A 13,191-nucleotide genomic window follows, 5' to 3' on the forward strand; every position below is an offset into this window, starting at 1 on the left:
TCTACGGCTCCGCGACGTTGGCGCGTGACGAGACCTGCCGGTGCCTCCGTCGCAGGTGCTGCTCCGGCAGGAACAGCGTCACCAGCAGCGCCGCCAGGGCGATGAACAGGGCGACGTGGTACACGGCGGACACGCCGCGAGTGAACGCCGTCTTCAACGCCCGGTCCGCCGCGTCCACCGCCGCCAGCGCCTGTCGCTCCTCCGCGGCCACCTTCGCTCGCGCCTCGGGGCCGGCCGAGCGGCGCCGCTCGGCGTGGAACTCGTCGCGCAGGCGCGCCTTCACCTCGTCCGCGCGGAACACCTGCCCGGTGGGTCCGCCTTCTCCGCTGACGCCCGGCGCGGCGCGCGTCAGCTCGGCCTTCACGGACGCCGGGAGCCCGGCGGTGGCCTGGGCCATGCGCGCCTCCAGCTCCGAGGACAGCGTGGACGCGAACACCGTCCCCAGCAGCGCCACGCCCAGCGTCATCCCCAGTTGGCGGAAGAAGGTGGCCGCCGCCGTGCCCACGCCAATCTGGTCCGGTGGCACCGCGTTCTGGATGGCCATGGTGTAGAGCGGAATCGAAGGCCCCAGCCCCACGCCCACCAGCACCATCTTCGCCGTCACCTCCGCCTGGGTGGAGTCCGTCGTCAGCGTGAAGGCCATGACGGCGAAGCCCGCCGTCAACAACACCAGCGAGCCCAGCAGCAGCGCCTTGTAGCGGCCCATCCGGGACACGAGCTGGCCGCTCATCACGTTCCCCGCCACCACGCCCAGCGTCAGCGGCATGATGGTCAACCCCGAGCTCGTCGCTGACAGCCCCACCACGTTCACCATGAACAGGGGCAGGAAGACGACGCCGGACAGGAACGCCGCGCCGATGATGAACACCGCCGCGTTGCCCGCGCTGAAGGCGCGCAGGCGGAACAGCTCCAGGTCGAGCAGGGGCTCGGCCGCGCGCCGCTCCGCCTGGAGGAAGGCCACCAGGCCCACCACCGACAGCGCGAACAGGCCCAGGATGCGCCACGACGTCCAGGCCCACGGGCCGCCGTCCCGCTGTCCCAGGCTGAGCGCCAGCAGCAGGGGCACCAACGCCACCGCGAGCGTGAGCGCCCCCAGCAGGTCCAGCCCGCCGCGGGACTCCCGGTGGGGCTTCAGCTTCGGCATGCGCAGCAGCACCAGGGCCAGCGCCACCGCGCCCACGGGCAGGTTGATGAAGAACACCCAGTGCCAGCCCAGGTGGTCGGTGATGAAGCCCCCGGCCAGCGGCCCCACCACGCTGGCCAGGCCGAACACGGCGCCGAACAGGCCCTGGTACTTGCCGCGCTCTCGCGGCTCGAAGAGGTCCGCCACCACCGCCAGCGCGGCGGTGAACAGCGCCGCGCTGCCCAGGCCCTGCACGGCGCGGAAGAGGATGAGCGCCACCGTGGAGCGCGCCGCGCCGCACAGGAAGCTGCCCGCGAGGAAGACGAGGATGCCCGCGGCCAACACCGCGCGCCGGCCCAGCAGGTCCGACAGCTTGCCCCACATGGGCACCATCATCGTGGACGCGACGAAGTACGACGTGGTGAGCCACGGGTAGAGCGAGGCGGGGATGCGCAGGTCCTCCTGGATGGCCGGCCCCGCGGTGGCGACAATCGTCTGGTCCAACGCGGCGAGCAGCAGCCCCAGCACCGCGCCCAGCATCGTGAAGACCTTCTGCGAGCGGGTGAACGCAGGGAAGGCGGGCGGCGCATCGGCGGGGGTGGGCGCGGCGGACGGGGCCATGTGTCGCGGTGGCTCCCGGGACGGAGGGCGCCAGGGTGAAGGTGGGGATGCTGCTATCAGAAGGCCAGCGGCCAGGCTCCTGGGTTGGGCACCCGGTTTCCCGTGCGGCGGTAGGATTGCGGCAGTCCCGGTGCCAGGCATGCGCGCGCCGCGCCTCCAGCCGAGAGCGTGTCAGTCCTGCAGGGCCGGGGAAGGCTCCGGGGGCCTGTGTCGAGGCGCTCACGGGGGTGTCGATCGCCGCCGCTGTCGCTTGCTCCTGGCGAGCGCGGAGCGAAGCATCTCTCGGCGCTGTTTCTCCGCATCATCGGGCGGGTGTGGCGCCTCGAGCCGAGGAAACGTCAGCGCGATCTTCCCGCCGAACGGGGCAAAGACCTTGTTGAGCGTCTCGAGCGTCGGGTTCGCGTCGGGCTCGTCCTCGAGCTTCGCGATGACGCTGGTGGAGAGCTTCACCACGCGCGCGAAGGTCTTCCGGTCCATTCCCAGCATCGTGCCGCGAAGGATTCTCGAGGCATCCCCGAGGTTGAGCTCACCGATGGCGACCATTGCGGCGAGCTCTTCCATGAGCGCCTTCCGTTCGAGCGCGGTCAGCCGGGCGATGTCGGCGCGTTTCATAGAAGCCCCCACGTGCGGAGGCGTTTCTCGGTGCCGCGGAGGTCGAGCCCCGCGAAGTCCAGCGTTTCGCCCGGCAGTCCAAGGTCGGCGAGGAGCTCGGGGAGAAGACGAAGGCGCAACGCGAGGTCGTGGAGGCCCTCGCGCAAGGCGGCCGCATCTCGACCGAAACTTTGGAGGAGCCCACCCCAATCGACTTCTCCGCCAGCCTCGTACCCTTCCCAGGTCGTGGTGCGGGTGATGCCGTCGAGGTCCATCCTCATCGGCGCACCGCTGGCCAGGCTTCCTCCGGGATGACGTGTTGTAGTGCGCTCAACGCCGCTTGATGTTTCTGGAAGGCGGCCGTCTCGTCGCGCGACGTCGAACCGGGGGAGCCAGAGGCTCGGGCCCGAAGGGCCTTCATGAAGCGAGAGTCCCTCTTGCGGAATCGTTTCGAAGCCAAGCGCCGCGAGCGCTTTGTAGATGGAGCTTCATATAATCCATTATAATGGATTCAAGAGGCCCAAGCCGCGGCTTTAATCCGTCATGCCGGATTAAGTTCGTCAGAGCGCGCCCTGTTAATCCTTTATAACGGATTCAATCAAATGCCGGGGGGCGCGTGCCTCGACAGTAGCGCCGCCCGCCGGGCCCGCTTCGACCTGCTGCGTCGTCGCGTGCCGCTCACCGTTTGAGCCCAGGGTCCACACTCGAATTTCCAGCACGCTGGATTTGCACCGAGGGAATGTCGCGTGCAATCACCCGTTCCGGGGCGCGTATCCACCAGCGCGACGTGCACCGAAGCGGAGAAAAACTGACGTGAGCATCCGGGTCGATGTGTGGGAGGGAGCGCGCATCGCGCTGTACTCGCTCCGTTCCAACCGCCTGCGGACGGTGCTGACGACGGTGGGCATTGGCGTGGGCGTGTGTACGCTGCTGGCCATCGTCGGCATCATCCAGGGCATCAACCGCTCCTTCGAGGACCAGCTTTCGAGCATTGGCGCCAACACGCTCCAAATCTCGAAGTTCCCCTGGACGCTCAACGGCGACTGGTGGACGTACCGCAACCGCAAGGATTTGTCCGCGGACCTGGTGCCGCCCATCCTCAACGCGTCCGAGCACGTGCTGGCCGCCGCGCCGCTCTTCTTCGAGCGCGTGGAGGGCCGCTTCCTGGACCGCAAGATCGGCTCGGTGATGCTGGTGGGCACCACGCCGGACTACGCCACGGTGAGCTCCTTCACCCTGGAGCGGGGGCGCTTCCTCACGCACGCGGACGTGGACAACCGGGCGCAGGTGGCCGTCATCGGCGCGGAGCTGGTGCGCTCGCTCTTCCCGGCGGTGAACCCGGTGGGGCAGCGCATCCTCCTGGAGGGCAAGTCCTTCCGCGTGGTGGGGACGCTGGAGGCCAAGGGCACCATCCTGGGAGAGAACCAGGACCTGGTGGTGATGGTGCCCTTCCGCACCTTCCTGGCGCAGTACGGCAAGAAGCGCTCGCCCAACATCGCGGTGGCCGTCACGTCGCCGGAGCACGCGCCGGCGGTGGTGGACAAGCTCACCGCGGTGCTGCGCCGGGAGCGCAACACGCCGCCGGGCCTGCCGGACGACTTCGCCATCAACCGGCCAGACCAGCTCGCCAACATGTACGCGCAGCTCACCGGCGCGCTCTACGGCGCGGCCACGGGCGTGGGCCTCATCACGCTGCTGGTGGGCGGCATCGGCATCATGAACATCATGCTGGTGTCGGTGCGCGAGCGGACGCGGGAGATTGGCGTGCGGCGGGCGCTGGGGGCGCGCAAGCGCACCATCATCCTCCAGTTCCTGATGGAGGCCTCGTGCGTGTCCGCGCTGGGCGGCACCATGGGGACGGTGGTGGGGCTGGGGCTGGCGCGCATCGTGTCCTTGATTACGCCCCTGGCGGCGGCGGTGGAGCCGCTGACGGTGGTGGCGGGCGTGGGGTTCGCGGCCATGGTGGGCCTGCTGTTCGGCATCTGGCCGGCGGCCCGCGCGGCGAACCTGGACCCGGTGGAAGCGCTTCGCCACGAGTGACGGACGGGAGACGGCGGCGATGATGGCAATCTGGGACACCCTGCGGCTGGCGTTCGGAACCTTCCGTTCCAACCTGCTGCGCTCCTTCCTGACGCTGCTGGGCATCGTCATCGGCGCCACGACGGTGGTGTCGATGATGGGGCTCATCGAGGGCCTGCGCATCCAGGTCAACGAGAGCATGTCCGAGCTGGGCTCCGACTGCTTCCAGGTGCAGCGGCTGCCCTTCGGCGGGAACCTGTCCCTGGCGGAGCTGGCGCGGCGGCCCCGGCTCAACGAGGCGGACCTGGACGCCATCCGGCTGCAGCCCTCGGTGCGGCTGGCGGCGGCGGAGGACTCCAAGGGCGGCCAGAAGGTCGTCACGCAGCAGCGCGAGTCGCGCGCCAACGTCACCGTCTGGGCGGGCACGCCGGAGTACTTCCAGACGAACTCGGTGGTGGTGGAGTTCGGGCGGCCCTTCACGGACGCGGAGTACCTGGATGGCCGCCGCGTGGCGGTGATTGGCCAGGACCTGGCGGACACGCTGTTCCCGGGCGTGGAGCCGCTGGGGCAGAACATCCGCATCCTGGGGCGCACCTTCCAGGTGATTGGCACCCTGAAGCGCCGCGGCGGCTTCCTGGGCGGAGGCAGCCAGGACAACCAGGTGATGATGCCGTTGTCCGTCTACAAGTCGCTGTTCGGCGTGCGCAACTACCGGGTGAGCATCCAGGCCCAGTCCGCGGAGCTGCTTCAGCGCGCGCAGGACGAGGTGACGCTGCTGATGCGGCGGCGCCACAACCTGAAGCCCACGGAGCCGGATGACTTCTTCGTGTTCTCCAACGAGAGCGCCACGGAGATGTTCAACAACATCTCCCAGGTGATTTCCGCGGCCAGCTTCGGCGTGTGCATGCTGTCCCTGCTGGTGGGCGGCATTGGCATCCTGAACATCATGCTGGTGGCGGTGACGGAGCGCACCCGGGAGATTGGCATCCGCAAGGCGCTGGGCGCGAAGAAGCGGCGCATCCTGGCGCAGTTCGCGATTGAAGCGGTGGTGCTGTCGCTGGTGGGCGGCGCGCTGGGCGTGGGCATGGGCATTGGCCTGGCGCAGCTCGCGAAGTGGATGGTGGGGCTGCCCGCGCAGGTGCCGGCCTGGGCCGTGGCGCTGTCCCTGGGCATGAGCAGCGGCGTGGGCCTGCTGTTCGGCATCTACCCGGCCGCGCGCGCCGCGAAGCTGGACCCGGTGGAGGCCATGCGGACGGACTGACGCCGCGCGCCTGGCTGGGAATGAAACGGGGCCTCCTCCGCGTGGCGCGGCAGGAGGCCCCTGGTGTCTTCAGCGTCCGTGTCCGGGGATTACGGGCACGGGGTGCCGCAAATCAGCTTCCCGGTGATGGGGTCCTTCCAGCAGGGCGGCTGGCAGTCATCGGCGACGGCCGTGGCGGGCGTCATCGTGATTCCCAGGCCCAGCACGGCGGCGGCGGCGGTGAGGACGACGGCGAAGCGGAGGTGCTTGCGAGCGGTCATTGCGGTCTCTCCAGGTGCGGTGTCCGTACAGCGCGGCGGAGTGTGGAGCCCCGGTCTGACATGCACAATGCGCCGCGTGTCACACGCACTGCGTCTGAGACTGTGAGGACTGGAGCGGTGCACCACGCGTCTGTGTAAAACAGACGCAGCGGAACTATTGCGTGTGTCCGTCTGGGCGAGGTCCGCCGCCCGCCCATTGATAGCCCAACGTCGCGCCCACGCCGATGAATCCCAGGGCGATGAGCTGACGGCCGCTCTTCAAGCGGGCGCTGGGCCTGGACAGCTTCACCAGGGCCTCGTGGACGATGACGCCCAGCAGCGTGCCCACCGCCGCGCCGCCGAGCGCGCCGAGGTATCCGCGCCCCGGGTGGTGACTCTTCCCGAAGGCGAGCTCGCCCAGGCCCCACGTCCCCAGCGCGGCCAGCGGCGGTGTCAGCACGAAGCCGCCGCCGAAGGCCACGGTCTCCAGCTCCATCCACCGCTCCGGGCTGGGCGCGGCGGGGCGGAAGAAGAGGAGCCGCGAGGGCATGGCGCTCAGGAGCATTCCCGCCGCCGTCTGGGAGGCGGTGGCGCCCACGCGGGTGTCGCCGCCCACGCGGCTGGCGCCCCAGACGCCGGCCACGGGCAGCAGGGCGAAGGCGCCGTGCGCCACGGCGGCTCCCGTGGGGAGGGGCACGTCCTCCGGTTCGATGTACGTGGGCACGGCCGCTCTTTCCGGGGCCGTGCCCGTGGGCGTGTCGAAGTACCTGGAGCGCGGCTCGGAAGGTGGCGCGTCGCGCAGCGGGGCGTCCGCGGCGACCGCGTGACTCACGGTGGGCAGCAGGCAGCCCAGCAGCAGCGTGCACGCGAGAGGGGAGCGGCGGTGGGAAGGCTCGTTGGGCATGGGCGACACGCGGTGTGGCTCGAAGGTGCGCACGCGGGGCGGGGGCTTCCACCCTCACGGTGGAGATGTGCCGTCCGCGCGTCCCAGGGTGTCTTCCGTGAGACATCGGGAGGTGCGCCGTGGGCCATGGGCGCTTAGCTTCCGGCGGTGAAGCTCGCCTGGCTCGTGCCCCTGGTGTTGATTGCCGCCGGGTGCCCCGCTCCCAATCATCGGCATGACCTGCGCCTGCGCTCCCTGCCCGGAAGCAGCCCGGAGGCGCGCTCGCTCGCGTTCTTCCAGTCACTGGGCGTGGCGCTGGTGCCGGGCCACCGCGTGGAGTTGGTGGAGAACGGCTACATCTTCGACGCCATCGAGGAGGAGATTCTCGCCGCGCGCACCAGCATCCACATCACCAGCTACATCTGGCGGCCCGGCGAGCCGTCGGACCGGCTGGTGCGGGCGCTGGCGGCGCGGCGTCCCGGCGTGGCGTGCCGCGTGCTCGTGGACCCGCTGGGCAGCGTCAACTTCGAGGCCGTGCGGCCCGCGCTGGCGGCCAGCGGCTGTGACGCGCGCTACTTCCGGCCCATCCAAGGCGACTTCGCGGCGCTGGACGCGGTCCGCCTCCGGGCGCGGAGCCACCGGAAGCTGGTGGTGCGGGATGGCGAGGTGGGCATCACCGGCGGCTGGGGCATCTGGAAGAGCTGGATGGGCAACGCCCAGAGCGCGGAGTTCTGGCGCGACATGAACATCCGCGTGGAGGGCCCGGCCGTGCGGGAGATGCAGGTCGCCTTCGCGCAGAACTGGCAGGAGGCGGGTGGAGACTTCCTGCCGGCCACGGACTTCCCGGAGCCGCGCTACGCGGGGGACGCGCGCGCGGGCTTCGTGGCCAGCACGGACAACCGCTTCCTGTCGGACGCGCGGCGGATGACGCTGCTCACCATCGCGGCGGCGCGGGAGCGGCTCTGGATTGCGAACTCGTACTTCATCCCCTCCGACGCCATCAGCGACATGTTGCTGGAGAAGGTGAAGCAGGGCGTGGACGTGCGGGTGATTGTGCCCGGGCGGCACCATGACGTCGCGCCGGTGCACGCGGCGCAGCGGGCGTCCTACGCGCGCCTGCTGGAGGGCGGCGTGCGCATCTGGGAGTACGAGCTGTCCATGATGCACTCCAAGACGATGCTCGTGGATGACTCCCTGTCCGTCGTGGGCTCCACCAACCTGGACCCGCTGGCGTTGACGACGCTGGAGGAGTGCTCGGTGGTGGTGGAGGACCCGGCGCTGGCGGCGCAGCTCGCCGCGTCTTTTGAGAAGGATTTGAGCCACTCCCGGGAAATCCACTGGAGCGGGTGGAAGCGGCGCGGGCTCTTGCAGAAGCTGGGTGAGCGGTTGCCGTGGTTCATCGGCAACTATCTCTGACGTCGCTGTGCAGGGCAGGGTGGTAGAAACCGGGCATGGCTCGTTCCCGCCCGGTATCGCCCCGTTGCCCTCGCTGCCATGCGCCCATCGTCCTCGAGGAAGGCCGGGTGCTCTACACCTGCGGCTACTGCAATTCCTCCATCGACACGCAGGGCGCGAAGGCGCCGCGTCCCGAGTACCAGGAGCCGGTCCTGACGGGGACGGGACGGAACACGGCCGCCGTGGTGACGGGAGGCATCTTCGCGCTCTGTCTCACCAGCGCGGCCGTGGCCTTCCTGACCTTCCAGTCCGACGACGTGCCCACCCGCGGGCCCATCCCCAGGGCGCCGGTGCCGTCTCCCGTCGTCGCGGCGCCTCCCGTGGTGGAGAAGCAGAAGTTCCAATGGGACGCCCAGGGCGTCCCCCTCGCCGTGGACCTCAACGGCGATGGAACCGACGACCTCATCGGCCGCATCCGTCGCCTCGGCTCCGTTCCCGGGAAGTCGGAGACGCGCCACCAGGTCGCCGCGTTCGATGGGAAGTCGTTCGACCTGCTCTGGCAGGTGGACGTGGAGGGGACGGCCGCGGACCTGTCCGGCACGGTGCACGTCGTTCAGCAGGGCGGCCGCCTGGTGATGAGTGAGCCGGGCGCGGTGCACCTGCTCGAGCCCGGGACAGGCAAGGCGCTGGGGCGGGTGGCGCTCTCGGACAAGCCTGGCAGGCTCTGCGTCCCGAAGGACGACACCGAGTCCGTCTGGGTCGAGGTGGTGGATGGGCAGCACCTCCTGCTCAACACGAAGACGGCGACGGCCCGGCCCGCCATCGAGCCGCCGTCTTCCTGCGCGCAGGCCAAGTGGAACCACCACGCCTGCTTCCTGCCGGTGTTCAGGAAGAGCGACGTCCCGTGTGAGCGCCCGCGCAACCTCCCCGCCGTCCCTGGCTTCCGCGCGGAGCACGTCTACAAGCTGGAGGACCTGGACGTCGCGCTGGGGGAGCGGAACCCCGGGAGCCGGGTGCCCATGGTGTCGGTGTTCCGGCGGGGCGAGAAGGCCGCGCTCTGGACGGAGAACGTCGCGGACATGGACCCCCGGAACGTGAAGGAGTCCACGGTGGACGTCCTCGACTTCACCGAGGACGCGCTCTTCATGGTCTACGCGTTGAAGGAGGGCGGGGAGCAGCTCGTCCGCAGGGACCTGCGGACGGGGCGCGTGGGGTGGGACGTCCCCATCCCCAACTCGAAGAGCGGCTCGGGCGTCTCCCGAATCCGGCAGTACGGTGGGCGCGTCTACGTTCCGCATTGGGTGTGGATGGATGTCTTCGACGCGAAGACGGGCAACCTGATTGCCACCCTGGGCGTGTGGTGACGCGGGCGCAGTGTCCGCCTGCACGCAGACATGAGCGGAGCTGGCTGGGGTGAAATCGCGTGGGCGCGCGGCCAGTCGTAGAGTCGCGGCCATGGACACCCGGCATGTCGTGGAGCGGGCCCTCGTGCGCGAGGCGCGGCCCGAGGATGACGCGGTGGTGGGGGAGTTGTTGGTGGAGGCCTTCCTCACCCAGTACTCGAAGAAGCTCCCGGACGTCGTCTATGGCGACGAGCGCAAGCGCGAGCTGCGGGACGTGGCGTCCCGGCGCAAGGTGGCCACCGTGCTGGTGGCGGAGCTGGACGGGCAGGTGGTGGGCACCGTGGCCCTCTTCAAGCCCGGCGCGCCCGGCTCCGAGGCGTGGCTGCCCAACGCCGCGGACCTGCGCGGCCTGGCCACCGCGGTGAGCCACCACGGCCTGGGGCTGGCCCGGCCGCTCATGGACGCCGCCGAGTCCCTGGCCCGCCAGTGGGGCGTGGACGCCGTGTGCCTCCACGTCCGCCGGGGCGCGGAGGGCGTGGGGCGCATGTACCTGCGGCGCGGCTACGAGCGCGTGCCCGAGGGCGACCTGGACCTGCCCACGGTGTTCCTCGAAGGCTACGTGCTGCGCTTCAAGAAGGACTGACGCTCAGCCGCGCAAGGGCAGGGTGAAGGCGAGCTGGAAGCGCGTGCCCGCGTGCTCCGGGCGGACGGTGGCGGTGACGTGCACGCCGCGGCCGTTGTCCGTGGCCACGAGCTGGCCGCGAAGCTGCCCGTTCTCCGTGGCGCCGCGGAAGAGGAACACCTCCGCGGCCTGCGAGAAGATGGCGTCCACGTCGTCGCCGCCGGTGCCCGCGGGCAACTGGTCTCTCACCCAGGTGGCGAAGCGCACGATGCGGCCGGTGAGGAGCTGCGCCGGCAGCGGCACCGCGTAGCCTCCGCCGAACACCATGGGCGCGGCGGACAGCAGCACCGCGTCCGCGTTGCGCCCGCTGCCCAGGCCGAGGATGCCGCGCTCCTCCAGCCGCGCCTGCGCGCGGATGGGGAGGAAGTGCTCGGTGGGGATGCCCAGCCCGGTGTCGCGGCCGGTGGGGAGCTCCCACATGGCCGGTGCCTTCAATCCGCCCGGCTGGCCCATGATGCGCGCGAAGGCGCTGGTGTCCCGGAAGCTGGCCGCCAGCATCGCCGCCACCGCGAGCGCGGGGCTGGTGAAGCTCACGCGCCGGGCCACGCCGCGCCCCTCGCTGGCCACCACCACGCGGTTGATGACCGCGCACAGCCAGCGCGCGGACTCGTCCTGGCGCAGCGCCGTCCAGGCCTCGGGGACGTGCTCGCGCTCCTCCTCCAGCGCCACGGCCAGCTCCGCCGGCGCCACGCCCAGGAGCGGCGCGGACACGGCGGCCACCACCGGGAGCTGCGCGCGCTCGCCCAGCGCCGCGAGCCTGCCCAGCAGGGCGACGTCCTCCGTGGCGTCCACGACGAAGACGGCGTCGGGGCGCTCGAAGGGCTCCGCGTCCAGCGCGCCCTGCACCGCGTCCAGCAGCCCGGCGCGCGCCACGTCCAGCACCTCCACGGAGATGCCGGAGGACGCGGGCACCTGGTCCAGCAGCCACTTGAGGCCCCGCCACGCGGACTCCAGGTGGGCCACGGGCTCGGCGCGGAGCAGGTCCTTCGCCGTGAGGAGCAGGGCTTCTTCCACCAGCGCGCGGGCCGTCTGCCGCTGGGCGGCCTCCGGCGTGACGGCGGGGGCGGGCGTGGCGGGCACGCGCGGGTTGATGGCGCGCAGGAACGCGTCCACCGCCCGGGACGCGGTGGCGGGCGTGCTCGCGTCGGCGCGGCTGAGGAGCGTCTCCACCAGGTCGTCCCCCGACTCGGAGGGCTCGGCCGGGGCGGCGGGGGCGGGCGGCGGCGTGGAGGCGGCGCGCAGGGCCTCCGCCACCGCGTCCGGCAGCCGGCCCGGGCCGGTGACGGTGGCCACGCGCGTGGCGGCCTCCTCGGGCGTCAGCGTGCCCAGCGCGTCGGTGGTGGCCAGGGCTTCGTGCAGGTGCTGCAAGGCGCGCAGCTCGGGGACGCGGGTGATGACGTCCGCGAGGCTGAAGGCGCGCAGCCGGTCGAAGGACAGCTCCACGGTGCGCGAGTCACCGGCCCCCAGCCGGTCCGCCACCGTGACGCGGAGGCCGGTGCCCGCGCGCGTGAGCTCGTCGCCGAACGTGTGCACCGTCAGGGGGAAGCGGCGGCCCGTGGGAGACGGGGAGAAGGCTCCTACCACCAGCCAGCGCACCCGCGCGCTGTCGGCACTGCTTCCGTTCTGGCTCATGTCCCGCATCCCCTCCCATTCGAGAAGGCCGCTACGTTAGCGCGCTCGCATGTCGGTACGGTCCTCGGACGGGGGGGCTGGTGACTGAGAGCACCGGCCCGCTGACGGCAGTCACCAGGGGAGGCGGCTCAGGGGCTCCGGCGGTTCGAGTGAAATCAAGGGCTTGGGAGTCTTTGGGCGTTGGCACACCCGCTGCTACTGGTGCGTGGGTCGCCTACAGAAGCCCTCCACCCCTTCCCGAAGGAACTTCCCCATGCGCCTCTCTCCGCTCAGCGGCTCCGCTCCCTCCGCCATCCGCTCCCCGGCCCAGGAGGTCTCCGTCTCCGGGCCCTCCGCGTCGTTGCCGGGTGTCTCCGCCCAGAAGCCGCCGCTGGGGCGGGTCGGGATGCAGCAGGATGGCTTCGACGTGGGCGGCGGCAAGTCCCAGTCCCTGGGCAAGCTGCTGGAGGGGGCGCTGGAGTTGATCAACACGCTGGCCCAGCTCCAGCAGGGCCTTCAGCCCGGCGGCGCGCAGGGGGCGCAGGGCGCGGCCTCCGGTGCGCAGTGCGGCTCCGGCGCGCAGTGCGGCCAGGGCGCGTCCCCGTTCAAGGGCTTCTCCGACAGCTCCTTCTCTCCCGCGTCGGCCTGCGGCGGCGGCCGTCCTCCCGTGGAGCTGAACCCCGGTGCCCAGCAGCAGGGCCCGTCTCCGTTCATGAATGACGCGGTGGAGGGCTTCGCGAAGGCGCCGCAGGCCGCGGGTTCGGCGGGCGCGCCGCCAGCGGGTGGCCCCGCGCCCGCACCGGCGGCGACCGGCGCCGCGCCTGCCGTGGGCGGCGCTGAGGGCGCGCCTGTGGGTGGTGCCGCCGGAGCGCCTGGTGGTGGCCCCGCGTCCACCCCGGGCGCGAGCGGCGGAAAGGGCCTGGGCGGGAACCTGCCTCCCGCGCTGGAGAAGCTGCGCCCGCTCATCGAGTCCGCGGCGGCCAAGGCGGGCGTGCCCGCGGAGATGATTGCCGCGCAGGTGTGGGCGGAGTCGCGCGGTGACGTGTCCGCCACGTCCACCAACGGCGGCAACGGCCTGACGGACACCGGCCTGATGCAGGTGAACCCGAACACCTTCAAGGAACTCCAGGCCAAGTACCCGGACCTGCAGGGCAAGGACCTGTCCGACCCGGCGACGAACATCCTCGCGGGCGCCTTCTACATGAAGGACATGAAGGAGCAGTTCGGCAGCATCGACCTGGCCCTGCGCGCGTACAACTCCGGCCCGAACGGCGTGGACAAGAGCAACCCGCACGCGATTCCCGCGGGCACGGGGGACGCCAACTACGTGAAGAAGGTGTCGCAGTTCATGGACACCCTGGCTTCCGGCCAGGGCACGCTGCCGGCGTAGTCCACGCCGGCAGGGAGGACGGCGGCGGGAGGC

The 13,191-nt window shown here is 71.2% G+C and carries 12 protein-coding genes; 6 read left to right on the forward strand and 6 right to left on the reverse strand.

What is annotated here, in order from left to right; translation table 11 throughout:
• Position 1 precedes the first annotated feature (1 nt).
• The 3 genes from MYMAC_RS00600 to MYMAC_RS00610 form a co-directional block, all read right to left on the reverse strand.
• The gene (locus MYMAC_RS00600) at positions 2–1,744 is read right to left on the reverse strand and encodes an MDR family MFS transporter (RefSeq protein ID WP_095956631.1); all 1,743 of its coding nucleotides are present in this window, start codon (positions 1,742–1,744) and stop codon (positions 2–4) included.
• 219 nt (positions 1,745–1,963) lie between these two features.
• A complete protein-coding gene (locus tag MYMAC_RS00605) occupies positions 1,964–2,356 on the reverse strand; it encodes a hypothetical protein (RefSeq protein ID WP_095956632.1) in 393 nt (130 codons plus the stop codon).
• Entirely contained in the window at positions 2,353–2,616 is a 264-nt protein-coding gene (locus tag MYMAC_RS00610; RefSeq protein WP_013936725.1) for a hypothetical protein, read from the reverse strand. Before MYMAC_RS00610 ends, MYMAC_RS00605 begins: the two co-directional genes overlap by 4 nt.
• A 532-nt stretch (positions 2,617–3,148) precedes the next feature.
• Between MYMAC_RS00610 and MYMAC_RS00615 the strand changes: the two genes are divergently transcribed.
• Both MYMAC_RS00615 and MYMAC_RS00620 read left to right on the forward strand, forming a co-directional pair.
• Positions 3,149–4,375, forward strand: coding sequence for an ABC transporter permease (locus MYMAC_RS00615; RefSeq protein ID WP_095956633.1), 1,227 nt, complete (start codon positions 3,149–3,151; stop codon positions 4,373–4,375).
• Between the two features lie 19 nt (positions 4,376–4,394).
• Complete coding sequence (locus MYMAC_RS00620; RefSeq protein ID WP_095956634.1) at positions 4,395–5,615, forward strand: ABC transporter permease; 1,221 nt, start codon at positions 4,395–4,397, stop codon at positions 5,613–5,615.
• An 89-nt stretch (positions 5,616–5,704) separates the two neighbouring features.
• Here the strand turns inward: MYMAC_RS00620 and MYMAC_RS37115 are convergent, their stop codons facing one another.
• On the reverse strand, positions 5,705–5,875 hold the full coding sequence (locus MYMAC_RS37115; protein WP_013936722.1) for a hypothetical protein: 171 nt from the start codon (positions 5,873–5,875) through the stop codon (positions 5,705–5,707).
• 154 nt (positions 5,876–6,029) lie between these two features.
• A complete protein-coding gene (locus MYMAC_RS00625) occupies positions 6,030–6,791 on the reverse strand; it encodes a hypothetical protein (RefSeq protein WP_239989254.1) in 762 nt (253 codons plus the stop codon).
• 114 nt (positions 6,792–6,905) lie between these two features.
• Between MYMAC_RS00625 and MYMAC_RS00630 the strand changes: the two genes are divergently transcribed.
• From MYMAC_RS00630 to MYMAC_RS00640, 3 genes are all read left to right on the forward strand, one after another.
• The gene (locus tag MYMAC_RS00630; RefSeq protein ID WP_095956635.1) at positions 6,906–8,153 is read left to right on the forward strand and encodes a phospholipase D-like domain-containing protein; all 1,248 of its coding nucleotides are present in this window, start codon (positions 6,906–6,908) and stop codon (positions 8,151–8,153) included.
• Between the two features lie 35 nt (positions 8,154–8,188).
• Positions 8,189–9,496, forward strand: coding sequence for an outer membrane protein assembly factor BamB family protein (locus MYMAC_RS00635; RefSeq protein ID WP_095956636.1), 1,308 nt, complete (start codon positions 8,189–8,191; stop codon positions 9,494–9,496).
• Between the two features lie 91 nt (positions 9,497–9,587).
• Positions 9,588–10,118 carry a GNAT family N-acetyltransferase gene (locus MYMAC_RS00640; RefSeq protein WP_013936718.1) on the forward strand — a complete coding sequence of 177 codons (531 nt, stop codon included), beginning with the start codon at positions 9,588–9,590 and terminating at the stop codon, positions 10,116–10,118.
• A 3-nt stretch (positions 10,119–10,121) separates the two neighbouring features.
• Here the strand turns inward: MYMAC_RS00640 and MYMAC_RS00645 are convergent, their stop codons facing one another.
• Positions 10,122–11,789, reverse strand: coding sequence for a type VI secretion system contractile sheath small subunit (locus tag MYMAC_RS00645; RefSeq protein WP_239989255.1), 1,668 nt, complete (start codon positions 11,787–11,789; stop codon positions 10,122–10,124).
• Positions 11,790–12,042: 253 nt separating this feature from the next.
• Here MYMAC_RS00645 and MYMAC_RS00650 point away from each other — a divergent pair, with 253 nt between their 5' ends.
• Positions 12,043–13,158, forward strand: a complete 1,116-nt coding sequence (locus tag MYMAC_RS00650; protein WP_204817303.1) for a lytic transglycosylase domain-containing protein — start codon at positions 12,043–12,045, stop codon at positions 13,156–13,158.
• The last annotated feature ends 33 nt before the right edge of the window (positions 13,159–13,191 follow it).

It is taken from the genome of Corallococcus macrosporus DSM 14697 (genome assembly GCF_002305895.1).
In the GTDB taxonomy this organism is placed as follows: Bacteria; Myxococcota; Myxococcia; order Myxococcales; family Myxococcaceae; genus Myxococcus; species Myxococcus macrosporus.

What these genes read in the sequence shown, in the direction of transcription:
- MYMAC_RS00600 (WP_095956631.1), bottom strand. Translation starts at nt 1,744, where the DNA reads ATGGCCCCGTCCGCCGCGCCCACCCCCGCCGATGCGCCGCCCGCCTTC.
- MYMAC_RS00605 (WP_095956632.1), bottom strand. Translation starts at nt 2,356, where the DNA reads ATGAAACGCGCCGACATCGCCCGGCTGACCGCGCTCGAACGGAAGGCG.
- MYMAC_RS00610 (WP_013936725.1), bottom strand. Translation starts at nt 2,616, where the DNA reads ATGAGGATGGACCTCGACGGCATCACCCGCACCACGACCTGGGAAGGG.
- MYMAC_RS00620 (WP_095956634.1), top strand. Translation starts at nt 4,395, where the DNA reads ATGATGGCAATCTGGGACACCCTGCGGCTGGCGTTCGGAACCTTCCGT.
- MYMAC_RS37115 (WP_013936722.1), bottom strand. Translation starts at nt 5,875, where the DNA reads ATGACCGCTCGCAAGCACCTCCGCTTCGCCGTCGTCCTCACCGCCGCC.
- MYMAC_RS00635 (WP_095956636.1), top strand. Translation starts at nt 8,189, where the DNA reads ATGGCTCGTTCCCGCCCGGTATCGCCCCGTTGCCCTCGCTGCCATGCG.
- MYMAC_RS00640 (WP_013936718.1), top strand. Translation starts at nt 9,588, where the DNA reads ATGGACACCCGGCATGTCGTGGAGCGGGCCCTCGTGCGCGAGGCGCGG.
- MYMAC_RS00645 (WP_239989255.1), bottom strand. Translation starts at nt 11,789, where the DNA reads ATGAGCCAGAACGGAAGCAGTGCCGACAGCGCGCGGGTGCGCTGGCTG.
- MYMAC_RS00650 (WP_204817303.1), top strand. Translation starts at nt 12,043, where the DNA reads ATGCGCCTCTCTCCGCTCAGCGGCTCCGCTCCCTCCGCCATCCGCTCC.